Origin of the sequence: Burkholderia sp. HMSC10F09, from assembly GCF_001806955.1 — a bacterium.
Classification (GTDB): Bacteria; Pseudomonadota; Gammaproteobacteria; order Burkholderiales; family Burkholderiaceae; genus Burkholderia; species Burkholderia multivorans.
This window is the reverse complement of record NZ_KV786914.1, coordinates 15575-40912: the sequence shown is the minus strand read 5'-3', so window position 1 is coordinate 40912 and position 25338 is coordinate 15575. Positions and strand designations below refer to the sequence as shown.

General features: G+C 64.8%; 27 protein-coding genes and 1 tRNA gene. 2 read left to right on the top strand and 26 right to left on the bottom strand.

The annotated features are described in order from the left end of the window. Positions 1-84: 84 nt before the first annotated feature. The gene (locus HMPREF3115_RS26345; RefSeq protein WP_070556745.1) at positions 85-741 is read right to left on the bottom strand and encodes a glutathione S-transferase family protein; all 657 of its coding nucleotides are present in this window, start codon (positions 739-741) and stop codon (positions 85-87) included. A 197-nt stretch (positions 742-938) separates the two neighbouring features. Here HMPREF3115_RS26345 and HMPREF3115_RS26340 point away from each other — a divergent pair, with 197 nt between their 5' ends. After that, entirely contained in the window at positions 939-1730 is a 792-nt protein-coding gene (locus tag HMPREF3115_RS26340) for an oxepin-CoA hydrolase, alternative type (RefSeq protein ID WP_006405552.1), read from the top strand. 140 nt (positions 1731-1870) lie between these two features. Then, positions 1871-2563, top strand: a complete 693-nt coding sequence (locus HMPREF3115_RS26335) for a glutathione binding-like protein (RefSeq protein WP_065494602.1) — start codon at positions 1871-1873, stop codon at positions 2561-2563. A gap of 50 nt (positions 2564-2613) precedes the next feature. Here the strand turns inward: HMPREF3115_RS26335 and HMPREF3115_RS26330 are convergent, their stop codons facing one another. The 25 genes from HMPREF3115_RS26330 to HMPREF3115_RS26210 form a co-directional block, all read right to left on the bottom strand. After that, entirely contained in the window at positions 2614-3090 is a 477-nt protein-coding gene (locus HMPREF3115_RS26330) for a MaoC family dehydratase (RefSeq protein WP_006405554.1), read from the bottom strand. After that, positions 3087-3548: a MaoC family dehydratase gene (locus tag HMPREF3115_RS26325; protein ID WP_006398816.1), complete on the bottom strand. Its 462-nt coding sequence runs from the start codon at positions 3546-3548 to the stop codon at positions 3087-3089. Before HMPREF3115_RS26325 ends, HMPREF3115_RS26330 begins: the two co-directional genes overlap by 4 nt. A 40-nt stretch (positions 3549-3588) precedes the next feature. Continuing rightward, positions 3589-4722, bottom strand: coding sequence for an acyl-CoA dehydrogenase family protein (locus HMPREF3115_RS26320; protein WP_070556743.1), 1134 nt, complete (start codon positions 4720-4722; stop codon positions 3589-3591). Between the two features lie 27 nt (positions 4723-4749). Further along, on the bottom strand, positions 4750-5946 hold the full coding sequence (locus tag HMPREF3115_RS26315) for an acyl-CoA dehydrogenase family protein (RefSeq protein WP_006410117.1): 1197 nt from the start codon (positions 5944-5946) through the stop codon (positions 4750-4752). 150 nt (positions 5947-6096) lie between these two features. After that, on the bottom strand, positions 6097-6519 hold the full coding sequence (locus tag HMPREF3115_RS26310) for a DUF1178 family protein (protein ID WP_006398813.1): 423 nt from the start codon (positions 6517-6519) through the stop codon (positions 6097-6099). 136 nt (positions 6520-6655) lie between these two features. After that, positions 6656-7246: an NUDIX domain-containing protein gene (locus HMPREF3115_RS26305; RefSeq protein WP_070556741.1), complete on the bottom strand. Its 591-nt coding sequence runs from the start codon at positions 7244-7246 to the stop codon at positions 6656-6658. 142 nt (positions 7247-7388) lie between these two features. Then, positions 7389-7685, bottom strand: coding sequence for a DUF2818 family protein (locus HMPREF3115_RS26300; protein WP_006398811.1), 297 nt, complete (start codon positions 7683-7685; stop codon positions 7389-7391). Continuing rightward, positions 7685-9160, bottom strand: coding sequence for an NADH-quinone oxidoreductase subunit NuoN (gene nuoN, locus HMPREF3115_RS26295; RefSeq protein WP_070556739.1), 1476 nt, complete (start codon positions 9158-9160; stop codon positions 7685-7687). Before nuoN ends, HMPREF3115_RS26300 begins: the two co-directional genes overlap by 1 nt. A gap of 24 nt (positions 9161-9184) precedes the next feature. Beyond that, positions 9185-10675: an NADH-quinone oxidoreductase subunit M gene (locus HMPREF3115_RS26290; RefSeq protein ID WP_006398809.1), complete on the bottom strand. Its 1491-nt coding sequence runs from the start codon at positions 10673-10675 to the stop codon at positions 9185-9187. A 16-nt stretch (positions 10676-10691) separates the two neighbouring features. Further along, entirely contained in the window at positions 10692-12746 is a 2055-nt protein-coding gene (nuoL, locus tag HMPREF3115_RS26285) for an NADH-quinone oxidoreductase subunit L (RefSeq protein WP_006405562.1), read from the bottom strand. Positions 12747-12763: 17 nt separating this feature from the next. Beyond that, positions 12764-13069 (bottom strand): NADH-quinone oxidoreductase subunit NuoK, encoded by a 306-nt coding sequence (nuoK, locus tag HMPREF3115_RS26280; protein ID WP_004185739.1) that lies wholly within the window; start codon positions 13067-13069, stop codon positions 12764-12766. Between the two features lie 18 nt (positions 13070-13087). Continuing rightward, the gene (locus HMPREF3115_RS26275) at positions 13088-13738 is read right to left on the bottom strand and encodes an NADH-quinone oxidoreductase subunit J (protein WP_006405563.1); all 651 of its coding nucleotides are present in this window, start codon (positions 13736-13738) and stop codon (positions 13088-13090) included. Positions 13739-13860: 122 nt separating this feature from the next. Beyond that, entirely contained in the window at positions 13861-14349 is a 489-nt protein-coding gene (gene nuoI / locus HMPREF3115_RS26270; RefSeq protein ID WP_006398806.1) for an NADH-quinone oxidoreductase subunit NuoI, read from the bottom strand. 12 nt (positions 14350-14361) lie between these two features. Continuing rightward, complete coding sequence (gene nuoH / locus HMPREF3115_RS26265) at positions 14362-15429, bottom strand: NADH-quinone oxidoreductase subunit NuoH (protein WP_006398805.1); 1068 nt, start codon at positions 15427-15429, stop codon at positions 14362-14364. Further along, positions 15430-17760: an NADH-quinone oxidoreductase subunit NuoG gene (gene nuoG, locus HMPREF3115_RS26260; RefSeq protein ID WP_070556737.1), complete on the bottom strand. Its 2331-nt coding sequence runs from the start codon at positions 17758-17760 to the stop codon at positions 15430-15432. It abuts the gene before it with no gap. 82 nt (positions 17761-17842) lie between these two features. Then, the gene (gene nuoF / locus HMPREF3115_RS26255) at positions 17843-19153 is read right to left on the bottom strand and encodes an NADH-quinone oxidoreductase subunit NuoF (protein WP_006398803.1); all 1311 of its coding nucleotides are present in this window, start codon (positions 19151-19153) and stop codon (positions 17843-17845) included. Beyond that, entirely contained in the window at positions 19150-19635 is a 486-nt protein-coding gene (nuoE, locus tag HMPREF3115_RS26250) for an NADH-quinone oxidoreductase subunit NuoE (protein WP_006398802.1), read from the bottom strand. Before nuoE ends, nuoF begins: the two co-directional genes overlap by 4 nt. Positions 19636-19802: 167 nt before the next feature. Beyond that, positions 19803-21056: an NADH-quinone oxidoreductase subunit D gene (locus HMPREF3115_RS26245; protein ID WP_006398801.1), complete on the bottom strand. Its 1254-nt coding sequence runs from the start codon at positions 21054-21056 to the stop codon at positions 19803-19805. Between the two features lie 9 nt (positions 21057-21065). Continuing rightward, entirely contained in the window at positions 21066-21668 is a 603-nt protein-coding gene (locus tag HMPREF3115_RS26240) for an NADH-quinone oxidoreductase subunit C (RefSeq protein WP_070556736.1), read from the bottom strand. A 19-nt stretch (positions 21669-21687) separates the two neighbouring features. Then, complete coding sequence (locus tag HMPREF3115_RS26235; protein ID WP_006398799.1) at positions 21688-22167, bottom strand: NuoB/complex I 20 kDa subunit family protein; 480 nt, start codon at positions 22165-22167, stop codon at positions 21688-21690. A gap of 62 nt (positions 22168-22229) precedes the next feature. Beyond that, positions 22230-22589, bottom strand: a complete 360-nt coding sequence (locus HMPREF3115_RS26230) for an NADH-quinone oxidoreductase subunit A (RefSeq protein WP_006398798.1) — start codon at positions 22587-22589, stop codon at positions 22230-22232. A 154-nt stretch (positions 22590-22743) separates the two neighbouring features. Next, a tRNA-Leu gene (locus HMPREF3115_RS26225) sits at positions 22744-22828 on the bottom strand. Between the two features lie 110 nt (positions 22829-22938). Next, positions 22939-23316, bottom strand: coding sequence for a preprotein translocase subunit SecG (secG, locus tag HMPREF3115_RS26220; protein WP_006398797.1), 378 nt, complete (start codon positions 23314-23316; stop codon positions 22939-22941). 72 nt (positions 23317-23388) lie between these two features. After that, entirely contained in the window at positions 23389-24144 is a 756-nt protein-coding gene (gene tpiA, locus HMPREF3115_RS26215) for a triose-phosphate isomerase (RefSeq protein ID WP_070556735.1), read from the bottom strand. A gap of 132 nt (positions 24145-24276) precedes the next feature. After that, a complete protein-coding gene (locus tag HMPREF3115_RS26210; protein ID WP_006410110.1) occupies positions 24277-25296 on the bottom strand; it encodes an NAD(P)H-quinone oxidoreductase in 1020 nt (339 codons plus the stop codon). Positions 25297-25338 lie beyond the last annotated feature (42 nt).

Below are 25338 nucleotides of genomic sequence, written 5' to 3'. Positions count from 1 at the left end.
CACGACGCCGGCCGATGCTGCGCTCGCTCAGGCGACGCATCCCGCCCGCACGCGACGCGGCCGCCGGCTTCGCTCGAGCGCCGCTTACGCGCGCGCGGCGCTCGCAGCCTCCATGTAGGCCTTGCGGTCCGCCGCGACGCGCTGCGCGGCCGGTCGCTCGCCGACCTTCTTCGCATGCGCCTTCCAGTCGATGCCCGCATCGAGCACGAAGTCGCGGCCGAAGATCGTCTTCGTCGCCATCGCGACGATCGGCAAATGGATCGATGCCGCGATGTCGGCAAGACCGAACGACTCGCCGAGCACGTACGGCGAGAACTGCGTCATCCGCTTGAACGCGTCGATCGCGCGCGGCAGCCGCTTCTCGACGTGCGCTTTCGTGCCGACGCTGACCTTGCCGCCGAAGAACGCTTCCGCATAGACCTCGCGCGTGGTCCACTCGATATACAGCTCGAGCGTCTGGACGAGTTCACGCACCTTCGCGGCCGCGAATGCGCCCGACGGAAAAATCGGCTTCTCCGGATAGCGCGCCGCCAGATACTCGACGATCGCCTGTGACTCGAACAGCGCGCCTTCTTCGGTTTTCAGAAACGGAATCTTGCCGAGCGGCGAATCGGCGAGTTGCGCCGGATCCGTGATCGGCAGACTGCATGCGCATTCCTCGAACGGAATATCGTGCTCGAGCAGCACGAACTTCACCTTGTTGTAGTAGTTCGACAACGGAATACCGCACAGCTGTAGCATCGGAGCCTCCTTCGTTGTCGGCACGGTCGCACACGGTTCGCCGCGCCGGGGATGTCGCGCTGAAAAAGCACGTTCGTGCTAGTCTAAAGCAGTTTCGCGCCGTCACGACAACATTGCATCCGCCGAAGCAGCCGCTTCGTCTGCCGCCGCACCGAACGCGGTGCGGCCGCCTCGCCATCCGATGGAGACACGCTCGCATGAGTGCCGAACTGCTGGCCACGCGCCCGCCCGAGAGCGAATCGACGCTCGTCCTCACGATCTCGAATCCCGGCGCACGCAACGCGCTGCATCCCGACATGTACGCGGCCGGCGTCGAAGCGCTCGCGACCGCCGAGCGCGACCCGAGCATTCGTGCGGTCGTGCTCACGGGCGCCGATCGTTTCTTCTGCGCCGGCGGCAACCTGAACCGGCTGCTCGACAATCGATCGAAGGACCCGTCGTTCCAGGCGGCGAGCATCGATCAGCTCGCGGCGTGGGTGGCCGCGATCCGCGCGTCGACGAAACCGGTGATCGCCGCGGTCGAAGGCGCGGCGGCCGGCGCGGGCTTCTCGCTCGCACTCGCGTGCGACCTGATCGTTGCGGCGCACGATGCGAAGTTCGCGATGTCGTACGCGCGGGTCGGCCTGACGCCCGACGGCGGCGGTTCGTGGTTCCTCGCCCGTGCGTTGCCGCGCGCGCTGGCGGCCGAGATTCTGCTCGAAGGCAAGCCCGTCGCCGCGGAACGCCTGCACGCGCTTGGCGTCGTCAACCGGCTCGCGACACCGGGCGCCGCGCTGAGCGATGCGCTCGCGTGGGCCGACACGCTCGCCGGCATCTCGCCGAATGCGCTGACGCGCATCAAGACGCTGCTCGACGATGCGCTCGCGCAGCCGCTCGAGTCGCACCTCGGCACGGAGCGCGATCATTTCGTCGCGTCGCTGCATCATCCGGACGCGCTCGAAGGCATCACCGCGTTTCTCGACAAGCGTCAGCCGCACTACAAGCGCTGACGCCACGCCGCCTGCGCGCGCGGCGCCCCTCCGCGTGTAGAGGCATGCCCTGCAGCGCGCATCGATCCGTGCTGTAATGACCGCCTGCTGCGGCGCGCGCGCCGCCTCCGCTTCCGTTGATGAACCGAAGGAGTTTGACGATGATCGACGTCTACAGCTGGGCGACCCCGAACGGTCACAAGGTGCACATCATGCTCGAGGAAACCGGCCTCGCGTATCGCGCGCATCCGATCGATATCGGCGCAGGCGACCAGTTCAACGCCGAGTTCCTGAAGATCAGTCCGAACAACAAGATCCCCGCGATCGTCGACGATGAAGGCCCGGGCGGGCGGCCGATCTCGCTGTTCGAATCGGGCGCGATCCTGATCTATCTCGCGGAGAAAACCGGCCAATTCCTGCCGACCGATCCCGCTGCGCGCTATGCAACGCTCGAATGGCTGATGTTCCAGATGGGCGGCGTCGGGCCGATGCTCGGCCAGACGCATCACTTCCGCATCTATGCGCCGGAAAAGATCGAGTACGCGATCAACCGCTACACGAACGAGGCGAAGCGGCTGTACAACGTGATGGAAAAGCGCCTCGGCGAATCCGAGTATCTGGCCGGCGACGCGTACACGATCGCGGACATCGCGACGTTCCCGTGGACGCGTTCGTGGCAGAACCAGGGCATCGAGCTCGACGCATTTCCGAACGTCAAGCGCTGGCACGAAGCGATCGCCGCACGCCCTGCCGTGCAGCGCGGCGTCGAGGTGCTCGCGTCGCTGCGCAAGGCGCTGCAGGACGACAAGGCGCGCGAGGTGCTGTTCGGCGCGACGCAGTACGCGAAGCGCTGAGCGGTACGCCGCCGTACGGCTCGGCAGCGGCCATGCGCGGCGTCAGGACGTCAGAAGTAATGCAGCGTGATGAATTCCGCCGCACAGACCGGGAGCGGTCCGTCGGGCCGCTGCGCTTCGATCGAGACCGACCATGTGACCTGCACGCCGCCTCGCGCCGCGTCGGCCGCTTCCTTCACCGCGAACGACGCGCGCACGCGCGCGCCGACCGGCACCGGCTTCAGGAACCGCACGCGGTTCAGCCCGTAGTTCACGCCCATCTTCTGTTCGAAGCGCATCGCGTCGATCATCAGCGCCGGAATCAGCGACAGCGTCAGAAACCCATGCGCGATCGGGCCGCCGAACGGCGACTCGCGTCGCGCGCGCTCGGGGTCGACGTGGATCCATTGATGATCGCCGGTCGCGTCGGCGAAACCGTCGACGCGTCGCTGGTCGATCTCGATCCAGCCGCTCACGAGCGGCGCTTCGCCGACCCGCGCGCGCAGCGCCTGCGCCGACGCGATCAGCGGCAACGTGACGTCGGTCATCCCCGCTCGCCTCCCGGATGACGCAGCCCGAAGATCACCTTCGAGCGCACCGTGATCACGGTCTCGCCGCTGCCGTTCACACCGATCCATTCCGTCGACACGATGCCGCGATCGGGCTTGCTCGCCGACACGCGCTTGTCGAGGATCTTCTGATGCATCGTGATCGTGTCGCCGGCGCGTACGGGCTTGATCCAGCGGATCTCGTCGATGCCGGGCGAACCCATGCTGGTCGAATCGGTGCCGAGATGTCGGACGAGCAGGCCCATGAAGACCGAACACGTATGCCAGCCGCTCGCGACGAGGCCGCCGAACGGCGAAGCCTGGGCGGCCGTTTCGTCGACGTGGAACGGCTGCGGATCGTAGCGCGAGGCGAATGTCTTGATGTCGTCGGCTTCGAACGTGTAGCGGCCGATTTCGACGGTACTGCCGACTTCGAGATCTTCGTAGCTGATGCCCACTGCGGGTCTCCTGGTGATTGGCGCGCCCGGCGCGCCGACGTCATGCCGCGTCGGTCTGCGCGAAGTCGGGCAGCGCCGCGATGCGCGCAAGATGATGATCGGTATCGCCGAGCGTCGTTTCGATGATCGACAGCCGCTTGAACAGATGCGCCGCCGCCACTTCGTTCGTCACGCCCATCCCGCCATGCAGCTGAACGGCCTGCTGGCCGACGAAGCGCGCGGCCGCGCCGGCACGCGCCTTCGCGGCCGAGATGGCCTTGCGTCGCGCATCGGCATCGCTGCTCGCATAACGCACGGCCGCGAGATAAGTGAGCGAACGCGCCTGCTCCGCGTGGATCAGCATGTCGACCATCCGGTGCTGCAACACCTGGAAACGCGCGATCGGCATGCCGAACTGTTCGCGCGTCTTCGTGTAGTCGACCGTCGCACGGTTGAGCTCGTCGAGCGCGCCGACCGCTTCCGCACACAGCAGGAACGTCGCGTAATCGGCGATCTGCTCGAGTGCGGCCGCGTCGCGCGCGCCGCCCGTCAGCCGCCGCGCAGGCGTATCGTCGAATACGATCGTCGCTGCACGCTGGCCGTCGATGGTCCGATAGTCGACGACTTTCGCGCCGGCCGTCTCGCGGTCGACGACGAACAGCGCAATCGCGCCGTCGTCGAGACGCGCGGGAACGATCCACGCATGCGCCTGCGCACCGTGCTGCACGACCGACTTCGTGCCGGACAGCCGTACCGTGCCGCCCTGCTCGTGCGCGCGCGTCGCGAGCTCGAACAGGTCGTAGCGTGCATGCGGCTCGTGAAATGCCACGGCAAGACGCTTGCGGCCCTGCGCGACCGCTTCCAGCAGCGCCGCGTCGTCGCCGGTGCCGGAACCTGCGATGCGCAGCGCTTCGACGCCGACCGCGGTCGCCCAGTAAGGCTCGACCACGAGCGCACGCCCAAGCTCCTGCATCGCGACCAGCATATCGACTGCGCCGCCGCCGAAGCCGCCTTGCGCCTCGGGCACCGGCAACGCGGTCAGCCCGAGTTCCGCGAATGCCTGCCATTGCGTTTCCGACACGCCCGCGTCGCTGCGCACGATCGCCTGACGCGCATCGAAGCCGTACTGCTCGCCGAGATAACGGCGAAGCGCCTCGGCGAACTGCTGCTGCTCATCGGTAAAGGTGAAATCCATCGTTGTCTCCGATCGCGTGAGCCCGGCTCAGAGCCCGAGAATCATCTGCGCGATGATGTTTTTCTGAATTTCGTTCGAGCCGCCGTAGATCGACGTCTTCCGGTAATTGAAGTAGTACGCGGCAAGCGGCGCCGCGTCATCGTCGTTCGCAATGCTGTGCTCGCGCTCGCCTTCGAGAAACGGCACGTCGAACGGCGCGGCAAGCGGTCCGATCGCTTCGAACATGAGCTCGGTAAGCGCCTGCTGCACCTCGGTGCCCTTGATCTTCAGCATCGACGCTTCCGGCCCCGGCCCCTTGCCGCTCGTCTCGCGGCTCACGACGCGCAGCACCGTGACCTCGAGGGCCATCAACTCGACTTCGAGCGCCGCGACCTTCGCGGCGAACACCGGATCGGCGAGCAGCGGCTTGCCGTTCTTGCGCTGGTTCGATGCGATGCGCTTGAGGAACGCGAGTTCGCGCTTCGATGCGCCGACGCGCGCGATCCCCGTACGCTCGTGGCCGAGCAGGTATTTCGCGTAGGTCCAGCCGCGGTTCTCGTCGCCGACGAGATTCTCGACCGGCACCTTGACGTCCTCGAAGAACACCTCGTTGACTTCGTGATCTTCGTCGAGCGTGATGATGGGCCGCACCGTGATGCCGGGGGTCTTCATGTCGATCAGCAGGAACGAAATGCCTTCCTGCTTTTTCGCGGACGGATCGGTGCGCACGAGGCAGAACATCATGTCCGCATACTGGCCGAGCGTCGTCCACGTTTTCTGGCCGTTCACGACGTAATGATCGCCGCGACGTTCGGCGCGCGTGCGCAGCGACGCGAGATCCGACCCGGAACCCGGCTCCGAGTAGCCCTGGCACCACCAGTCGGTGCCGTCGAGGATGCGCGGCAGGTAATGGCGCTTCTGCGCCTCGCTGCCGTATTTCATCAGCACGGGCGCGACCATCGATACGCCGAACGGCAGCACGGTCGGCGCACCGATGCGCGCACACTCTTCATCCCAGATGTGTCGCTGCGTCGCGTTCCAGCCCGGCCCGCCGTATTCGGCCGGCCATGAGGGCGCGGACCAGCCGCGCCGACCGAGAATGCGGTGCCAGCTCGCGTAGTCTTCGCGATCGAGTCGTTTGTGATCGAGAACCTTCGCGCGCAGCGTTCGAGGCAGGTTCGCCTCGAGCCACGCGCGGATGTCGGCGCGGAACGCGTCGTCGGCGGGGGAATAATCCAGATCCATGCGCAGTGTCTCCTGTCGCCAGCGCGCGTACCGGAGGCGGCACTGCGCTGGCCCATGCTTCGCGATCCACCCGATGCGGCGATACGCGCCGACCGGGCCCGGGCAAGGCTTGCCGCGGCCGTCCGGCCGGGCAAGGACACACTGCGTACGTTATTGCAGCGGTTCTTTCAGCGCGGCAGGAATCGGCAGCGGCATCACATCGATGCCTTCTTCGACCAAGGCTTGCGCATCTTCCGGCGTCGTGACGCCACGAATGCTGCGCGCCGGCGCTTCGTTGTAATGGATGCGCCGCGCTTCCTCGGCGAAGCGCTCGCCCACGTTCTCGGTCTTCGCCAGCACCTCGCGCAACGCACGCATCACCTGCGCCTGCAGCGCACGCGGATCGACCGGCTGCGCCTGCGTCGCCCCCGACAGATTCAGGCGCGGCGCGGACGGCATACGGCTGACCTCGGTCGTCCCGCAGACCGGACATTCGACCAGCTTGCGGGACAACTGCGATTCGAATTCATCGGCCGAAGCGAACCAGCCTTCGAACCGATGACCATGCGGGCACTGTAAATCGAGGACCTTCATGCTGAATCAGGGCGTCTGACGAGTGTAGCGCAAAAAACGGTTTTGTGAACGGTCGTGCTAAATCACGATCGGGCGCGTGATGACGCGCATGTGACCGGATTGTAACGCGCCGCTCCGCGCGCCGCTGACGCTGCGTTCAAGGCGTCAGAACGGGGCCGAGCGGCCATGTGCCGGACAGCACGCGGTCCAGCCACATCGTGCCGATGATCGTTTTCACGTCGCTGATCTGGCCCGTGCGCACCCATTCGAGCAGGTCGGGCAGCGTCGCCGTGAAGGTTTCGAGGAATTCGCCGTCGTCGAGCTTGCGCTCGCCGGCGGTGAGCCCGCGCGCGAGATACAGGTCGATGAATTCGGTCGAGTAGGAAATGATCGGATGAATCCGCGTGAGGAACACGTATTCGCGGGCCGTATAGCCCGTTTCCTCGCGCAGTTCGCGTACGGCGCACGCGAGTGCGCCTTCGTCCGGATCGAGCTTGCCGGCCGGAAATTCGGCCATCACCTTGCCGATCGGGTAGCGGTACTGGCTTTCCATCAGCACGCGGCCGTCGTCGAACAGCGGGATCACCATCACCGCGCCCGGGTGCTGGACGTATTCGCGCGTTGCGCGCTTGCCGTCGGGCAGACTGACGGTATCGCGCTTCAGTTTCAGGAACGCGCCTTCGAAAATCGATTCGCTTTCGAGGCAGGTTTCGGTGAGTGCGGCGTCGTGATTGGGCAATTCGGCCATCGGCGGCTCCGTGATGAGGCGTGACGACGAAGGGCCGGCACGCCGGAAACGTGCTTGCGCCGGCCGTCATGCGAACCGGGCGCAAGGACTGCGCCCGGCCGCACGCGTGTGCGAAGCCGCGACGAGCGCGGCCGGGACGTTGTCAGCGTCGTTTGACGAGATACTGGAACGTGAAGCCGGGAAACGCGAACACGACGAACAGACTGAACGTGATCGCGTAAAACTGCCAGCCTTGTTCGAAGCGGTTGCCGGCGCGCGATTCGAGCCAGAAGCCGAGCGCGCCGACAACGAAATACAGCACGATCAGTTCGCCGATCCGGATCCACGCGCCCTTCTTCGCCGCGCCGATCGGCACGACGGCGAACAGACGCTGGTTCAGAAACGGCAGGTTGGCGCCCGCGAGCGCCAACAGCACGATAAACCAGCCCGCGGCCGACATTACAGCGTCGGCAGAGAGTGACGGAGTGCGTCCAGGCACACCGTCAGCAGCGGGCTCGGGATCAGGCCGAGCACGACGATCGCGATGCCGTTGAGCACCAGGATCGTGCGCTTGCAGAAATCGCCGGCGATCGGTGTCGAGTCTTGCGGTGCGTCGAAGTAGATCAGCTTGACGATGCGCAGGTAGTAGAACGCGCCGAACAGCGACGTGATCACGGCCAGCACGGCCAGCCACGTGAGGCCCGCGTTGACGGTCGCCTCGAGCACCGCGAGCTTCGCGTAGAAGCCGACGGTCGGCGGAATGCCGGCCAGCGAGAACATCATCACCATCATCACGAACGCGAACACCGGGCTGCGCTTGTTGAGGCCCTTGAAGTCGTCGATCGTTTCCGCTTCGAAGTCGCGGCGCGCGAGCAGCATCACCACGCCGAACGAGCCGAGCGTCGTGATCAGATAGACGATCGCGTAGAACATCGCCGAGCTGTACGCGTTTGCCGGTGCGGCCGCGTCGCCCTTCACGATGCCGGCGAGCAGGCCGAGCAGCACGAAGCCCATGTTCGAGATCGCCGAGTACGCGAGCATCCGCTTGATGTTGCGCTGGACGATACCGGTGATGTTGCCGACGATCAGCGACAGCGCGGCGAGGATCACGAGCGCGGTCTGCCAGTTCTGCGCGAGCGGCAGCAGGCCCATCACCAGGAAACGCAGCCCCCAGGCGAACGCCGCGACCTTCGGACCGCCGCCGACGAACAGCGTCATCGCGGTCGGCGCGCCCTGATAGACGTCCGGCACCCACATGTGGAACGGCACGGCGCCGAGCTTGAACGCGATACCGGCCACGATGAAGATCACGCCGAACATCAGCACCGCGTCTTCGGTGCCGCCGCTGCTCACGGCCTTGTACACGTCGGCGAGATCGAGCGAGCCGCCCGTCGCGCCGTACAGCATCGAGATCCCGTACAGCACGAAGCCCGAAGCGAGCGCGCCCAGCACGTAGTACTTCATCGCGGCTTCGCTCGACACCGCACCGTCGCGACGCAGTGCGATCACCGCGTACAGCGACAGCGACATCAGCTCGAGGCCGAGGTACAGCGTCAGGAAGTTGTTGCCCGAGATCATCACGAGCTGACCGAGCAGCGAGAACATGCCGAGCAGGAACACGTCGCCGCGGAACATGTCGCGATCTTCGAGGTACTTGCGCGAATAGATCAGCGACACGGCGAAACCGAGCGACACGACCGCCTTCATCGCGCTCGCGAACGCATCGACGACGACCATCCGCGAGAAGAAGTAGTAATGCTGCGGATCGAGCGCCTGCACCGCAAACCAGACGCCGGCGACCACCGACGAGACCACCGCGATCAGATACGTGAGGCGGCGGCCGGATGCACCGGTAAAGGTGTCGTTCAGCCAAGCGACGATGATGGCGGCCATCACCAGCGCGTCAGGCAACAGGACATTCATAGGAGCGTTCATGATCTTGATTTCCTCCGCTCGCGATTACTGGGCCAGCGGCAGCTTCGACTGCGCGACATGGGAGAGGAGGTTTTCCACGGAAACGTGCATCACGTCGGTGAAGGGCTTCGGATACAGGCCCATCAGCAGCGTGAACGCGGCAAGCACGGCGAGCATCAGGAATTCGCGGCGGCCGATGTCCTTCAGCTTCGCGACGTGATCGTTCGCGACCGCGCCGAAGTAGACGCGCTTGTACATCCACAGCGTGTAGGCCGCGCCGAGGATCAGCGTGAACGCCGCGCCGAAGGCGATCCAGAAGTTGTACTGGACGGCCGCGAGAATCACCATGAACTCGCCGACGAAACCGGACGTGCCCGGCAGGCCGCAGTTCGCCATCGAGAACAGCATCGCGAACGCCGCGAACTTCGGCATCACGTTGACGACGCCGCCGTAGTCGGCGATCTGGCGCGAGTGCACGCGGTCGTACAGCACGCCGATGCAGAGGAACATCGCGCCCGACACGAAACCGTGCGAGATCATCTGCACGATCGCGCCTTCGACGCCGAGCTGGTTGAAGATGAAGAAGCCGAGCGTCACGAAGCCCATGTGCGCGATCGACGAATAAGCGACGAGCTTCTTCATGTCGGCCTGCACCATCGCGACGAGGCCGATGTAGATCACCGCGATCAGCGACAGCGTGATCACGACCGGTGCGAGGAAGTGGCTTGCGTCAGGCGTGATCGGCAGCGAGAAACGCAGGAAACCGTATGCGCCGAGCTTCAGCATGATCGCCGCCAGCACGACCGAGCCGCCCGTCGGCGCTTCCACGTGCGCATCCGGCAGCCAGGTGTGGACCGGCCACATCGGCACCTTCACCGCGAACGCGAGGAAGAAGGCGATGAACAGCAGGATCTGCGGCGTCATGGCGATCTTCGCGTTCTGCCACGTCGCGAGGTCGAACGAGTGCGTCTCGGTGTACAGGTAGATCAGCGCGACCAGCATCAGCAGCGAGCCGGCCAGCGTGTACAGGAAGAACTTGAACGCCGCGTACACGCGGTTCGGGCCGCCCCACACGCCGATGATGATGTACATCGGGATCAGCGTCGCCTCGAAGAACACGTAGAACAGCAGGCCGTCGGCCGCCGAGAACACGCCGATCATGATCCCGGACAGGATCAGGAACGCGGCGAGGTACTGCGCGACGTTCTCGGTGATCACTTCCCACGCAGCGATCACGACGATCACCGTGATCAGCGCGGTCAGCACCACGAACCACATCGAGATGCCGTCGACGCCGAGGTGATACGAGATCTGGAAGCGTTCGATCCACGTCGATTGCTCGACGAACTGCAGCGCAGCGGTGCTCGCATCGAAGCCCGTGATCAGCGGGATCGTGACGGCGAGACCGAGCAGCGAGCCGATCAGCGCGATCCAGCGTGCCGGCCCCGGGTTCTTGTCGTTACCGACCGCGAGCACGAGGAGGCCGAAAACGATCGGCAGCCAGATCGCGGTACTGAGAATCGGAAAAGCGTGCATTAGTTGTCCCCCCGCCTTATTTGCCGCCGAGCGTTACAAACAGGGTCAGGAGCCCCAGCATGCCGATGATCATGGCGAACGCGTAGTGATAGATGTAACCGGATTGGAGGAAGCGGATCACGCTGGCGAACCAGCCGATGAACTTGGCGCTGCCGTTGACGAGGCCGTCGATCACCACGACGTCGCCCTCCTTCCACAGGCCGCGGCCGATCGCCACCGAACCGCGGGCGAACACCACTTCGTTGATCTTGTCCATGTAGTACTTGTTATCCAGCAGCGTATAGATCGGACCGAACGCGCGGCGGATCGACGCCGGCAGATCCGGACGCTTCAGATACAGGAACCATGCGACGACGACACCGGCCAGCGCCAGCCACACCGGCAGGCCCGACACGGAATGCAGGCCCATGCCGACCCAGCCGTGGAACTCCTCGGCCATCTCGGCCAGCGCCGGATGGTTTTCGCCGATGAAGATCACCTTGTCGAACGCGACGCCGTGCTGGAAGAAATCGCCGAACAGCATCGGGCCGATCGCGATCGCACCGATGATCACCGACGGGATCGCCAGCAGGACCAGCGGCACCCAGACGACCCACGGGGTCTCGTGCGGCTCGTGCGCGTGATCGTCATGACCGTGGCCATGGCCGTGATCGTCGTGGCCATGCGCGGCCGCCATGCCCATCGGCGACTCGGGATGCTTCGGATGGCGGAAGCGCTCTTCGCCGTGGAACACGAGGAAGTACATGCGGAACGAGTACAGCGCCGTGACGAACACGCTCGCGACGACCGCGAAGTACGCGAAGCCCGAACCCGGCAGGTGCGACAGCTTCACCGCGTCGATGATCGAGTCCTTCGAGTAGAAGCCCGAGAAGAACGGCGTACCGATCAGCGCAAGCGAACCGATCAGCGACGTGATCCAGGTGATCGGCATGTACTTGCGCAGGCCGCCCATGTTGCGCATGTCCTGATCGTGATGCATGCCGATGATCACCGAGCCGGCGCCGAGGAACAGCAGCGCCTTGAAGAACGCGTGCGTCATCAGGTGGAACACCGCCACCGGATAGGCGGACACGCCGAGCGCGACCGTCATGTAGCCGAGCTGCGACAGCGTCGAGTAAGCGACGACACGCTTGATGTCGTTCTGGACGATCCCGAGGAAGCCCATGAACAGCGCCGTGATCGCGCCGATCACCGTGATGAACGACAGCGCGGTATCCGACAGCTCGAACAGCGGCGACATGCGCGACACCATGAAGATGCCGGCCGTCACCATCGTCGCCGCGTGAATCAGCGCGGAGATCGGCGTCGGGCCTTCCATCGAGTCGGGCAGCCAGACGTGCAGCGGGAACTGCGCCGACTTGCCCATCGCGCCGATGAACAGGCAGATGCAGGCGACCGTCAGCAGGCCCCAGTCGGTGCCCGGGAAATGCAGGCTCGCGAGTTCCGCGCGCTTCGCGAACACTTCGCCGTAGTTCATCGAGCCGGCGAACGCGAGCAGCAGGCCGATGCCGAGCAGGAAGCCGAAGTCGCCCACGCGGTTCACGAGGAACGCCTTCATGTTCGCGTAGATCGCGCTCTCACGCGTGAAGTAGAAGCCGATCAGCAGGTACGACACCAGACCCACCGCTTCCCAGCCGAAGAACAGCTGCAGGAAGTTGTTGCTCATCACGAGCATCAGCATCGAGAACGTGAACAGCGAGATGTACGAGAAGAAGCGCTGGTAGCCGTCCTCTTCCGACATGTAGCCGATCGTGTAAATGTGCACCATCAGCGACACGAAGGTCACGACGACCATCATCATCGCCGTCAGCGAATCGACGAGGAAGCCGACTTCGAGCTTCAGCGAACCGACGTGCATCCATTCGTAGACGGTCGCGTTGAAGCTTGCGCCGCCCATCACGTCGACGAAGACTTTCGCCGACAGCAGGAACGCGATCAATACGCCGAGGATCGTGATCCGGTGTGCGCCCTTGCGCCCGACTGCGTTCCCGAACAGCCCCGCAATCAGCGAGCCGGCCAGCGGAGCGAGCGGAATCGCCAGCAGCAGGTTTTCATTGAGTGTCGTTGACATAACAGCGTTGCCTGAAATTAACCTTTGAGCTGATCGAGATCCTCGACATTGATCGTGTCGAGCTTACGGAACAGGGTCACCAGAATCGCGAGACCGATCGCGGCTTCCGCTGCGGCGACGGTCAGCACGAAGAACACGAAGATCTGGCCGTGCACGTCGCCGAGGTAGTGCGAGAACGCGACGAAGTTGGTGTTCACCGCGAGCAACATCAGTTCGATCGCCATCAGGATGATGATGATGTTGCGGCGGTTCAGGAAAATCCCGACGATCGCGATCGCGAACAGGATCGCGCCGAGCACGAGGTAGTGAGCAAGAGTCAACATGGTTTTCTTTTCCTCCGCTTAGCCGTTCGCGCCCGTACCGGCTTCGCTCTGCGCCGTTTCCGGCTGCGGCTTGTCCGCTTCCATCTTCACGAGGCGCACGCGATCGTCGCGACGCACCTTGACCTGATCCGACACGCGCTGGCGCTTGCTGTCCTTGCCCTTGTGCGAGGTCAGCCCGATCGCGGCGATGATCGCGACCAGCAGCACGAGGCCGGCGATTTCGAACGCGAAGATGTAGTCCGTGTAGATCACCTTGCCGATCAGGCGCGTGTTCGACCAGCCTTCGGTCGCACCCGACGTCATCGCGTGCACGGCATGCGTGTCGCCGTAGCCGCGCCACAGGATCAGCGCCGTTTCGATCACGATGATCGCGCCGACGACGGTCGCCATCGGCACGAAGCGCTTGAAGTCGCGTCGCAGGAAGTCGATGTTGATGTCCAGCATCATCACGACGAACAGGAACAGCACCATCACGGCGCCCACGTAGACCAGCACCAGCAGGATCGCGAGGAACTCCGCTTCGAGCAGCATCCAGATCGCGGCGGCGTTGAAGAACGCCAGCACAAGGAAAAGCGCAGACGCCACCGGGTTGCGCGAAGTGATCACCTTCAGCCCTGATACCACCAGGAGCAGCGCGAAGATGTAGAACAGTACGGTCGTGAATTCCATGATTACCGGTTCATCGTTAGGCCATAGTCAGGCGCGGCTTGCGGGACGCTCTCGCGTGCCGCACCCGTCGCGGCGGCACAGCCCGTACATCGCCGATGCGCGGGCCGGCACTGCAAACACAATCAACGATACGGCGCGTCGGCAGCCTTCGCCGCGGCGATGTCCTTCTCGTAGCGATCGCCCACCGCGAGCAGCATTTCCTTCGTGAAATACAGGTCGCCGCGCTTTTCGCCGTGGTACTCGAGAATCTGCGTCTCGACGATCGAATCGACCGGGCAGCTTTCTTCGCAGAAACCGCAGAAGATGCACTTGGTCAGGTCGATGTCGTAGCGCGTCGTGCGGCGCGTGTTGTCCGCGCGCGTTTCCGATTCGATCGTGATGGCGAGCGCCGGGCACACGGCCTCGCACAGCTTGCATGCGATGCAGCGCTCTTCGCCGTTCTCGTAGCGGCGCAGCGCGTGCAGCCCGCGAAAACGCGGCGAAATCGGCGTCTTCTCTTCCGGGAACTGCACGGTGAACTTGCGCCGGAACGTGTAACGGCCGGTCAGCGCGAGCCCCTTCAGCAGTTCGGTCAGGAAGAAGGTCTTAAAGAAGTGTTGGATTGCCGTCATGATTTCGTCCGATTACTTCACCCAGATGTTGAGCGGCGACATCATCCAGAAGCCGACCACGACCACCCAGATCACCGTGACGGGCAGGAACACCTTCCAGCCGAGGCGCATGATCTGGTCGTAACGGAAGCGCGGGAACGTCGCGCGCACCCAGATGAACACCGACAGCAGCGCGAATACCTTCAACACCAGCCAGAAGATGCCCGGGATGAACGACAGGAATTCGAACGGTGCATCCCAGCCGCCGAGGAACAGCGTCGCGGCCAGTGCCGAGATCACGATCATGTTGATGTACTCGGCGAGGAAGAACAGCGCGAACGCCATGCCCGAGTAGTCGATCATGTGACCGGCGACGATTTCCGACTCCCCTTCCACCACGTCGAACGGGTGACGGTTCGTTTCGGCGATGCCCGAGATGAAGTAGACGACGAAGGCCGGCAGCAGCGGCAGCCAGTTCCACGACAGGAAGTTCACGCCGTGGCCGGCGAAGAAGCCGTGCTGCTGCGAATTGACGATTTCCGAGAGGTTCAGGCTGCCGGCCGTCATCAGCACGAGCACGAGCGCGAAGCCCATCGAGATTTCGTACGACACCATCTGGGCCGCGGCGCGCATCGCGCCGAGGAACGCGTACTTCGAGTTCGACGCCCAGCCGGCGAGAATCACCGCGTACACGCCGATCGACGAGATCGCCATCGCGTAGAGCAGGCCCGCGTTCACGTTCGCGAGCACCGCTTCGGCCTGGAACGGGATCACCGCCCACACCGCGAACGCCGGCACGACGGTCATGATCGGCGCGATCAGGTACAGCCAGCGGCTGGCGGCGGTCGGCTGAATCACCTCCTTCAGCAGCAGCTTCAGCACGTCGGCGATCGGCTGCAGCAGGCCGGCCGGGCCGACGCGGTTCGGGCCGAGACGCACGTGCATCCAGCCGATCAGCTTGCGCTCCCACAGAATCAGGTACGCGACGCACAGCAGGATCACGACGGCGACGACGAGGATGCGCACGAGCGCCCACACCGTCGGCCATGCGACGCCGAGAAGCTGGGCTCCGCCCGCGTTGATCGTATCGAACAAGCTCATTTACGCCTTCTCCACCACCAGTTCACCGGACAGGCTGCCGAGCGCTGCGCCGGCAGGCGTCGCCGCCGACACGCGAACGACCGTCTCCGCAAGATTCGCGTCGCGCACGGCCGGCAACTGCACCGCACGCTCGCCCTGGCGCACGCGCACCGCGTCGCCTTCCTTCAAGCCCAGCTTGTCGAACAGCGCGGCCGGCAGGCCGACGGTGTTCGCCGCCTTCGCGGCCGCCGTCAGGTGCAGCGCACCCGCACGGCGCACGAGTGCGTCGGCGTGATAGATCGGCACGTCGGCGAGGCGCTCGAGGCTGCCGTTCGCGGCCTTCGCCGCGACGCGCGCCGGCGCGACCGACGTCTGGTTCGACAGACGGCTCGCGACGCCTGCTTCGCCAAGTGCGGCGAGGCGCACTTCTTCCGCCGTTTCGTATTCGAAGTTCGGCAGGCCGAGCAGGCTGCCGAGCACGCGCAGCACCTTCCACGCCGGACGCGTTTCGCCGAGCGGACGCACGACGCCGTTGAAGCTCTGCACGGTGCCTTCCGCGTTGACGAACGTGCCGGCCGTTTCGGTGAACGGCGCGATCGGCAGCAGCACGTCCGCATAGTCGAGACCGTGCTTGAACGGCGACATCACGACGACCATCTCGGCCTGGTTCAGCGCGGCGAGCGCCTGCACCGGATCGGCCGTGTCGAATTCCGGCTCGACGTTCAGCAGCACGTAGCCCTTGCGCGGCTGCGCGAACGCTTCGCGCGCATTCAGCCCGCCGTGGCCCGGCAGTGCGCCGACGACGTGCGCGCCGACCGTGTTCGCCGCTTCGGTCAGGAAGCCGAAGGTTGCGCCGGTGTTGTCGGCGATCCACTGCGCGACGGCGTGCAGCGTCGCGAATTCCGGATGACGGACGGCCGCGTTGCCGAGCAGCAGCACGCGACGCTCGCCGTTCGCGAGCGACTGTGCGACAGCCTGCGCGGCCGCCGACGCCGTGACGCCCGCGAGCGTGTCCGGCAGCGCGACGCTGCGCAGTTGCGCGACCGCCGCGGCGATGCCGGCGAGTTCGTCGAGCCAGGCGGACGGCGCGGCGACGATGCGCTGCGCGGTCGGGATCAGGGCGTCGTCGCCGGTCGCGTGCAGGAAATGCACCTTCGCGCCGTTCTTCGCGGCCTGACGCAGGCGCGCTGCGAACAGCGGGTGATCGCGGCGCAGATCCGAACCGACGACGAACGCGGCGTTCACGATCGACAGATCGGCGATCGGCATGCCGAGCCACGGCGCGCCGTCGACGGGCGCCGAGAAATCGAGCTGACGCAGACGGAAATCGACGTTCGGCGTCTTCAGTTCGTCTGCGAGCTGTTTCAGCAGGAACAGTTCTTCAGCCGTGCTGTGCGCGCTCGACAGCATCGCCAGCGCGTTCGCGCCGTGATCGGCCGCGATGCCCTTCAGGCCCTTCGCGACGTACTCGAGCGCGGTCTGCCAGTCGGTCTCGATCCACTGGCCGCCCTGCTTGAGCATCGGCTTGGTCAGGCGCTCTTCGCTGTTCAGGCCTTCGTACGAGAAACGATCCTTGTCCGAGATCCAGCACTCGTTGATCGCTTCGTTCTCGAACGGCAGCACGCGCATCACGCGGTTGTTCTTCACCTGCACGACGAGGTTCGCGCCGACGGAATCGTGCGGGCTCACCGACTTGCGGCGCGACAGTTCCCAGGTACGCGCGCTGTAGCGGAACGGCTTGCTGGTCAGCGCGCCGACCGGGCACAGGTCGATCATGTTGCCCGACAGCTCGGAATCGACGGTCTTGCCGACGAAGGTCGTGATTTCCGAATGTTCGCCGCGGCCGAGCATGCCGAACTCCATCACGCCGGCGATTTCCTGGCCGAAGCGGACGCAGCGCGTGCAGTGAATGCAGCGCGACATCTCTTCCATCGAGATCAGCGGGCCCACGTTCTTGTGGAACACCACGCGCTTCTCTTCCGAGTAGCGCGACGACGACTTGCCGTAGCCGACCGCGAGATCCTGCAGCTGGCATTCGCCGCCCTGATCGCAGATCGGGCAGTCGAGCGGGTGGTTGATGAGGAGGAATTCCATCACCGACTGCTGCGCCTTCACGGCCTTGTCGGACTGCGTGCGCACGATCATGCCGGCCGACACGGGCGTCGCGCAGGCAGGCACGGCCTTCGGCATCTTCTCGACTTCGACGAGACACATCCGGCAGTTGGCCGCGACCGACAGTTTCTTGTGATAGCAGAAGTGAGGAATGTACGTATCCGCCTTGTGCGCAGCCTGGATCACCATGCTGCCTTCGGGCACCTCGACCTTCTTGCCGTCTATTTCAAGTTCAACCATGATGGTGAATGGTCCTTAACCTATTTCCGCCCGTTCGCGCATTCGCCCGACCGTGCGCTCAAATTCCGCAACCGGTTTCGCGTCAGGCCGCCGCCGCGTGCGCGTGACCGCCGACCATGCAGCGCTTGTGCTCGACGTGGTACGCGAATTCGTCCCAGTAGTGCTTGAGCATCCCGCGCACCGGCATCGCAGCCGCGTCGCCCAGCGCGCAGATCGTGCGCCCCATGATGTTCTCGGCGACCGAATTGAGCAGATCCAGGTCTTCCTGGCGGCCTTCGCCGTGCTCGATGCGGTTGACGACGCGATACAGCCAGCCGGTACCTTCGCGGCACGGCGTGCACTGACCGCACGATTCCTCGTAGTAGAAGTACGACAGGCGCAGCAGCGAGCGCACCATGCAGCGCGTCTCGTCCATCACGATTACCGCGCCCGAACCGAGCATCGAGCCGACCTTCGCGATCGAGTCGTAGTCCATGTCGGTCTGCATCATGATGTCGCCCGGCACCACCGGTGCGGACGAGCCGCCCGGAATCACGGCCTTGATCTTCTTGCCGCCGCGCATCCCGCCGGCGAGCTCCATCAGCGTCGCGAACGGCGTGCCGAGCGGCACTTCATAGTTGCCCGGACGCTCGACGTCGCCCGACACCGAGAAAATCTTCGTGCCGCCGTTGTTCGGCTTGCCGAGCTCGAGATAATTCTGCGGGCCGACGGCGAGCAGGAACGGCACCGCGGCGAACGTCTCGGTGTTGTTGATCGTGGTCGGCTTGCCGTACACGCCGAAGCTCGCCGGGAACGGCGGCTTGAAGCGCGGCTGGCCCTTCTTGCCTTCGAGCGATTCGAGCAGCGCCGTTTCCTCGCCGCAGATGTACGCGCCGTAGCCGTGGTGCGCATGGAGCTGGAACGAGAATTCCGAGCCCATGATGTTGTCGCCGAGGAAACCGGCCGCGCGTGCCTCTTCCAGCGCCGCCTCGAAGCGTCGATACACTTCGAAGATCTCGCCGTGGATGTAGTTGTAGCCGACCGTGATGCCCATCGCGTAGGCGCCGATGGCCATCCCTTCGATCAGCGCATGCGGATTCCAGCGCAGGATGTCGCGATCCTTGAACGTGCCCGGCTCGCCTTCGTCCGAGTTGCAGACGAGGTACTTCTGCCCCGGGAACTGACGCGGCATGAAGCTCCACTTCAGGCCGGTCGGGAAGCCCGCACCGCCGCGGCCGCGCAGGCCCGACGCCTTGACGTCGGCGATCACCTGCTCGGGCGGAATCTTTTCTTCGAGAATGCGGCGCAGCTGCTTGTAGCCGCCGCGCGCAACGTAGTCTTCGAGATGCCAGTTCTCGCCGTTCAGACCAGCGAGGATCAGCGGTTTGATGTGACGGTCGTGAAGGGACGTCATTTCGAGAGCTCCTCAAGCAGCTGGTCGATCTTCTCGCGGCTCATGAAGCTGCACATTTTGTGATTGTTCACCAGCAGCACCGGCGCGTCGCCGCACGCACCGAAGCACTCGCCTTCCTTCAGCGTGAACTTGCCGTCCGGCGTGGTCTCGCCGAAGTCGATGCCGAGCTTCTGTTTCAGGTAGTCGGCCGTCGCCTCCGCGCCGCCGTGCGGTCCGAGCTGGCACGGCAGGTTCGTGCAGAGCGTGATCTTGTGCTTGCCGACCGGCTTGAGCTCGTACATCGTGTAGAACGTCGCGACTTCCTGCACGGCGACGGCCGGCATGCCGAGATAGTCCGCAACGAACTGCATCAGTTCGGGCGACAGCCAGCCATGCTCTTCCTGAGCGACGGCCAACGCCGACATCACGGCGGACTGCTTCTGATCGGCGGGATACTTCGTCAACGCTCGATCGATTTCCTTCAGGCCTTCAGCTGAGATCATTTTCAGACACGACTCTTTCAATTCCTACCGAACGAACAACCTGCCGCACGGCGTGCGTAGACGGCAGACCTGGCGCTCACTGTTGACAGCTTGCGAAGCCGCGCCGGTTCAGCGCGCATCGCGTGTGACTTACTGCTCGCCGCCCGCTCGCGCAGGCGGCGCAACCATTAGCGATCGATTTCGCCGAACACGATGTCCTGCGTACCGATGATGGTGACGGCGTCGGCGATCATGTGACCGCGCGCCATTTCGTCGAGCGACGCCAGGTGCGCGAAGCCCGGTGCGCGAATCTTGAGACGATACGGCTTGTTGGCACCGTCGGACACGAGATAGATGCCGAACTCGCCCTTCGGATGCTCGACCGCCGCGTACGCTTCGCCTTCCGGCACATGGAAACCTTCGGTGAAGAGCTTGAAGTGGTGAATCAAGTCTTCCATGTTGGTCTTCATGCCGACGCGCGACGGCGGCGCAACCTTGTGATTGTCCGTCATCACGGGGCCCGGATTCTTGCGGAGCCACTCAATACACTGTTTCGCGATGCGGACGGACTGGCGCATTTCCTCGACGCGCACCAGATAGCGGTCGTAGCAATCGCCGTTCACGCCGACCGGCACGTCGAAATCCATGCGGTCGTACACTTCGTACGGCTGCTTCTTGCGCAGATCCCACGCGATGCCCGAGCCGCGCAGCATCGGGCCGGTGAGCCCCATCTGCAGCGCACGTTCCGGGCTCACGACGCCGATGCCGACCAGACGCTGTTTCCAGATCCGGTTGTCGGTCAGCAGCGTTTCGTACTCGTCGATGCACTTCGGGAAGCGCGTGAAGAAGTCGTCGATGAAGTCGAGCACCGAGCCGCTGCGCGCTTCGTTCATCTTCGCGAGCGCCTTCTCGTTGCGGATCTTCGACGCCTTGTATTGCGGCATCGCGTCCGGCAGGTCGCGATAGACGCCGCCCGGACGATAGTACGCCGCGTGCATCCGTGCACCGGACACCGCTTCATACACGTCCATCAGGTCTTCGCGCTCGCGGAAGGCGTACAGGAACACCGCCATCGCGCCGACGTCGAGTGCGTGCGCGCCGATCCACATCAGGTGGTTCAGCACGCGCGTGATTTCGTCGAACAGCACGCGGATATACTGCGCGCGTTCCGGCACCGCGATGCCGAGCAGCTTCTCGATCGCGAGCACGTAGCCGTGCTCGTTGACCATCATCGACACGTAGTCGAGACGGTCCATGTACGGCACGGACTGGATGAAGGTCTTGTTTTCCGCGAGCTTTTCGGTCGCGCGGTGCAGCAGGCCGATATGCGGATCGGCGCGCTGGATGACTTCGCCGTCGAGCTCGAGCACGAGGCGCAGCACGCCGTGCGCTGCCGGGTGCTGCGGGCCGAAGTTGAGCGTGTAGTTCTTGATTTCTGCCATGACGCCCCCTTAATGTTTCAGACCGCCATAGCGATCCTCGCGGATCACGCGCGGCGTGATTTCGCGCGGCTCGATCGTCACCGGCTGGTACACGACGCGCTTCTCTTCCGGGGCGTAACGCATTTCGACGTAGCCCGACACCGGGAAGTCCTTACGGAACGGATGGCCGATGAAGCCGTAGTCGGTAAGGATGCGGCGCAGGTCGGGGTGGCCTTCGAACACGATGCCGTACAGGTCGAACGCCTCGCGCTCGTACCAGTTCGCGGAGTTCCAGATGTCGACGAGCGACGGAACGATCGGCAGATCGTCGTCCGGTGCGAACACGCGCAGGCGCAGACGCCAGTTGTTCGTGACCGACAGCAGATGCGTGACGGCCGCGAAGCGCGGGCCGTCGTAGGCGCCGTCGCCGTAGGTCTGGTAGTCGACGCCGCACAGGTCGATCAGTTGCTCGAAGCGCAGCTTCGGATCGTCGCGCAGCGTCGTCGCGACGTCGAGGTAATCGCTCGCCTTCACGACGAGCGTCAGTTCACCGATCGCTTCGGTAAGGCTCACCACGCGCGCGCCGAGCGCGGCTTCGAGGTTTGCCTTGAGGGTCTCGATTTTGCTTGCCATATTGGGGGACGCTCGGGGCTTATTGACGGGCGATGGTGTTGGTGCGGCGGATCTTCGCCTGAAGCTGGATCACGCCGTAGACCAGCGCCTCGGCCGTCGGCGGGCAGCCCGGCACGTAGACGTCGACCGGCACGATCCGGTCGCAGCCGCGAACCACCGAGTACGAGTAGTGGTAGTAGCCGCCGCCGTTCGCGCACGACCCCATCGAGATCACCCAGCGCGGCTCGGCCATCTGGTCGTACACGCGGCGCAGCGCGGGCGCCATCTTGTTGCACAGCGTGCCGGCGACGATCATCACGTCGGACTGACGCGGACTCGGACGAAACACGACGCCGAACCGGTCCAGATCGTAACGGGCCGCGCCCGCATGCATCATCTCGACGGCGCAACACGCAAGCCCGAACGTCATCGGCCACAGCGAGCCGGTACGCGTCCAGTTGATCAGCTTGTCAGCCGTGGTGGTGACAAACCCTTCCTTCAAGACCCCTTCGATACTCATTTGCTTTCCACTCCAGACAGGCGACCGGGCGCGGCCACCCATGCAAACCGGCGATTAACCCATCACTCCCAGTCGAGGCCGCCTTTCTTCCAGATATAGGCAAAGCCCAGCAGGAATTCGAGCAGAAAAATCATCATTGCGATGAAACCGGGCCAGCCGATGTCGCGGAGCGCGACGCCCCACGGAAACAGGAATGCGGTTTCGAGATCGAAGATGATGAACAGGATGGCGACGAGGTAGTACCGGACGTCGAATTTCATCCGGGCGTCTTCGAAGGCTTCGAAGCCGCACTCGTACGGTGCGTTCTTCTCGACGTCCGGCTTGTTGGGACCCAGGAGCTTGCCGATGCTGACCAGCGCTATACCTAAACCAGTGCCCACGAGAAGGAACAACAAGACGGGGTAATAGGCTGCGAGGTTCAAGGCAATCCTCTATCGGTTGGTTCTGAGCGTCCGGAGAATACCACCATCCGGCGGAAGGGATCATTTCGGAGTGCATGCGATCGCAAGACATCCGAAAGCGCACCCCACAAATGAAAAATGCCAGCCACGAGAAGCGGCTGGCATTGAGTAACTTTGGTGCCGACGGCGAGACTCGAACTCGCACAGCTTTCGCCACTACCCCCTCAAGATAGCGTGTCTACCAATTTCACCACGTCGGCACTGCATGCAACCCGGGCTTGACTGCTGTTACCCGCGAATCGCTTCAAGAATTAAATTCTAACCTGACTTCCAGAATTGTTCAACGCACAAACGGAAAAATTTTAATTTTTTATTTCGGGACGTCCTGGCCCGGCGCGCTCGCCGTCGAGGCGGCCGCAGCGGACGCAGGCGCAGCCGGCGTCGATGCCGCCGAAACAGGTGCCGGTGCGGTCGCCACGCCGCCGAGCACGCCGGCCGACGGCGTCGACTTGTACGAGCCGATGTACGTCAGCGCGAGCGTCGCGACGAAAAAGACCGTCGCCAGCACGGCGGTCGTGCGCGACAGAAAGTTCGCCGAACCGGTCGCGCCGAACAGGCTGCCCGAGGCACCGCTGCCGAAGGCGGCGCCCATGTCGGCGCCCTTGCCGTGCTGCAGCAGCACGAGTCCGATCACACCCAGTGCAGACAGCACTTGCACGACAATAATCAGCGTCTTGAATAACAGCATCACATCCACCCGATTGGATCGGGCGACCGGACTCGCCGGCCGCCGTCATGGTTCAATTCGATCGCCGACCGCTCAACGCGCGGCCCGGCAGATCGCCAGAAAATCTTCCGCCTTCAGCGACGCGCCGCCGATCAGGCCGCCGTCGATGTCCGGCTGTGCGAACAGTTCTTCCGCGTTGTCCGGCTTCACGCTGCCGCCGTACAGCACCGATACGTCGGCCGCACCCTTGGCCGCGAGCCGCGCGCGCAGGAATGCGTGCACGTCCTGCGCCTGCGCGGACGTCGCGCTCTTGCCAGTGCCGATCGCCCACACCGGTTCGTACGCGACGACGATGCGCGCGGCTTCGTCCGCGCTCAACACCGCGAGCACGGCATCGAGCTGCGCGCCGACGACCTGCTCGGTCGCGCCCGATTCGCGCTGCTCGAGCGTCTCGCCGACGCAGACGACGGGCGTCAGCCCCGCGGCGAGTGCGCGCTGCGTCTTCGCCGCGACCGTCTCGTTGCGCTCGCCGTGATACGCGCGGCGCTCCGAGTGGCCGACGATCGCGTAGCACGCGCCGAATTCAGCGACCATCGCCGCCGCGACTTCGCCGGTGAACGCACCCTGCTCGTGTGCCGACACGTCCTGCGCGCCCCACGCGATACGGCCGCCGCCGAGCTGCGCCTGAACCTGCGCGAGATACGGGAACGGCACGCACACGCCGATCGCCGTGTCGGCCGCCACGGCGCCCGCACCCTGCACCACTTCGTTCAGCAACGCCTGGTTGCCGGCCAGCCGGCCGTGCATCTTCCAGTTGCCGATCACCCGCTTTGTTCTCTGTTTCGACATCGTGTCTGTCTCGTCATCGACGTGCCGTGCGAGCCGGCCGTCAGGTTTGATCTGGCGAAGCAAACCCGCAATTTTACTGCGCGCGGCTTGAACCGGTCAAACCGCGCATGTCAAGTCCGGCAGCCGCGGCCGTTACGCGCTCGTACCCCAATCGAGCACGATCTTGCCGATGTGCTCGCTGCTTTCCATCAGCGCATGCGCCTGCGCGGCCTCGGCGGCAGGCAGCACGCGATAGATGACGGGCTTGATGCGGCCGTCCTCGATCAGCGGCCACACGCGCGCCTTGAGCTGCGCCGCGATCTGCGCCTTGAACTCGACGGGCCGCGGACGCAGCGTCGAGCCCGTGATCGTCAGCCGGCGGCGCAGGATCTCGCCGAGATTGACTTCTGCCTTGGCGCCGCCGAGCAGCGCGATGATCACGAGCCGCCCGCCGTCGGCCAGCGCGGAGAGTTCGCGCGGCACGTAGGAGCCCGCGACCATGTCGAGAATCACGTCGACGCCGCGATCGTTGGTCAGCGACTTCACGACTTCGACGAAGTCCTCGGTCTTGTAGTCGATCGCGCGCTCCGCGCCTAGCGCCTCGCACGCACGGCACTTCTCCGCCGTGCCCGCCGTCGCGAACACGCGAAAGCCGAGCGCATGCGCGATCTGGATCGCCGTCACGCCGATGCCGCTCGAACCGCCCTGCACGAGCAGCGTTTCCTGCTCGCCGCCCTCGCCCGCGCCGAGCTGCGCGCGATCGAACACGTTGCTCCACACGGTAAAGAACGTCTCGGGCAGCGACGCCGCTTCGATGTCGGTGAGGCCGCGCGGCACCGGCAGACACTGCAGCAGCGGCACGGTCGCGTATTCGGCATAGCCGCCGCCCGCGAGCAGCGCGCACACGCGGTCGCCGAGCTTCAGCCCGAACGGATTCAACGCGGCGTCGGACAGATCGCCGCCGACGATTTCGCCCGCGATCTCGAGACCCGGCAGATCGGACGCGCCCGGCGGCGGCGCATACGCGCCCTTGCGCTGGAACACGTCGGGCCGGTTCACGCCGGACGCCGCCACCTTGATCAGCACTTCGCCGCGCTGCGGCTCGGGGCGCGGGCGCTCCGTCAACTTCAGCACGTCGGGGGCGCCGAATTCGGTGATTTCGATCGCTTTCATGGTTTCGTCGCTCCTGGATCGGGATCGGATGCGCGTCCGCCG

What these genes read in the sequence shown, in the direction of transcription:
- HMPREF3115_RS26240 (WP_070556736.1), bottom strand. Translation starts at nt 21,668, where the DNA reads ATGGCAAGCAAAATCGAGACCCTCAAGGCAAACCTCGAAGCCGCGCTC.
- nuoI (WP_006398806.1), bottom strand. Translation starts at nt 14,349, where the DNA reads ATGACGGCAATCCAACACTTCTTTAAGACCTTCTTCCTGACCGAACTG.
- HMPREF3115_RS26290 (WP_006398809.1), bottom strand. Translation starts at nt 10,675, where the DNA reads ATGCACGCTTTTCCGATTCTCAGTACCGCGATCTGGCTGCCGATCGTT.
- nuoN (WP_070556739.1), bottom strand. Translation starts at nt 9,160, where the DNA reads ATGAACGCTCCTATGAATGTCCTGTTGCCTGACGCGCTGGTGATGGCC.
- nuoE (WP_006398802.1), bottom strand. Translation starts at nt 19,635, where the DNA reads ATGATCTCAGCTGAAGGCCTGAAGGAAATCGATCGAGCGTTGACGAAG.
- HMPREF3115_RS26245 (WP_006398801.1), bottom strand. Translation starts at nt 21,056, where the DNA reads ATGGCAGAAATCAAGAACTACACGCTCAACTTCGGCCCGCAGCACCCG.
- HMPREF3115_RS26345 (WP_070556745.1), bottom strand. Translation starts at nt 741, where the DNA reads ATGCTACAGCTGTGCGGTATTCCGTTGTCGAACTACTACAACAAGGTG.
- HMPREF3115_RS26300 (WP_006398811.1), bottom strand. Translation starts at nt 7,685, where the DNA reads ATGTCGGCCGCGGGCTGGTTTATCGTGCTGTTGGCGCTCGCGGGCGCC.
- nuoF (WP_006398803.1), bottom strand. Translation starts at nt 19,153, where the DNA reads ATGACGTCCCTTCACGACCGTCACATCAAACCGCTGATCCTCGCTGGT.
- HMPREF3115_RS26335 (WP_065494602.1), top strand. Translation starts at nt 1,871, where the DNA reads ATGATCGACGTCTACAGCTGGGCGACCCCGAACGGTCACAAGGTGCAC.
- HMPREF3115_RS26330 (WP_006405554.1), bottom strand. Translation starts at nt 3,090, where the DNA reads ATGACCGACGTCACGTTGCCGCTGATCGCGTCGGCGCAGGCGCTGCGC.
- HMPREF3115_RS26235 (WP_006398799.1), bottom strand. Translation starts at nt 22,167, where the DNA reads ATGAGTATCGAAGGGGTCTTGAAGGAAGGGTTTGTCACCACCACGGCT.
- nuoG (WP_070556737.1), bottom strand. Translation starts at nt 17,760, where the DNA reads ATGGTTGAACTTGAAATAGACGGCAAGAAGGTCGAGGTGCCCGAAGGC.
- HMPREF3115_RS26310 (WP_006398813.1), bottom strand. Translation starts at nt 6,519, where the DNA reads ATGAAGGTCCTCGATTTACAGTGCCCGCATGGTCATCGGTTCGAAGGC.
- HMPREF3115_RS26305 (WP_070556741.1), bottom strand. Translation starts at nt 7,246, where the DNA reads ATGGCCGAATTGCCCAATCACGACGCCGCACTCACCGAAACCTGCCTC.
- HMPREF3115_RS26340 (WP_006405552.1), top strand. Translation starts at nt 939, where the DNA reads ATGAGTGCCGAACTGCTGGCCACGCGCCCGCCCGAGAGCGAATCGACG.
- nuoK (WP_004185739.1), bottom strand. Translation starts at nt 13,069, where the DNA reads ATGTTGACTCTTGCTCACTACCTCGTGCTCGGCGCGATCCTGTTCGCG.
- tpiA (WP_070556735.1), bottom strand. Translation starts at nt 24,144, where the DNA reads ATGTCGAAACAGAGAACAAAGCGGGTGATCGGCAACTGGAAGATGCAC.
- HMPREF3115_RS26320 (WP_070556743.1), bottom strand. Translation starts at nt 4,722, where the DNA reads ATGGATTTCACCTTTACCGATGAGCAGCAGCAGTTCGCCGAGGCGCTT.
- secG (WP_006398797.1), bottom strand. Translation starts at nt 23,316, where the DNA reads ATGCTGTTATTCAAGACGCTGATTATTGTCGTGCAAGTGCTGTCTGCA.
- nuoH (WP_006398805.1), bottom strand. Translation starts at nt 15,429, where the DNA reads ATGAGCTTGTTCGATACGATCAACGCGGGCGGAGCCCAGCTTCTCGGC.
- HMPREF3115_RS26210 (WP_006410110.1), bottom strand. Translation starts at nt 25,296, where the DNA reads ATGAAAGCGATCGAAATCACCGAATTCGGCGCCCCCGACGTGCTGAAG.
- HMPREF3115_RS26275 (WP_006405563.1), bottom strand. Translation starts at nt 13,738, where the DNA reads ATGGAATTCACGACCGTACTGTTCTACATCTTCGCGCTGCTCCTGGTG.
- nuoL (WP_006405562.1), bottom strand. Translation starts at nt 12,746, where the DNA reads ATGTCAACGACACTCAATGAAAACCTGCTGCTGGCGATTCCGCTCGCT.
- HMPREF3115_RS26315 (WP_006410117.1), bottom strand. Translation starts at nt 5,946, where the DNA reads ATGGATCTGGATTATTCCCCCGCCGACGACGCGTTCCGCGCCGACATC.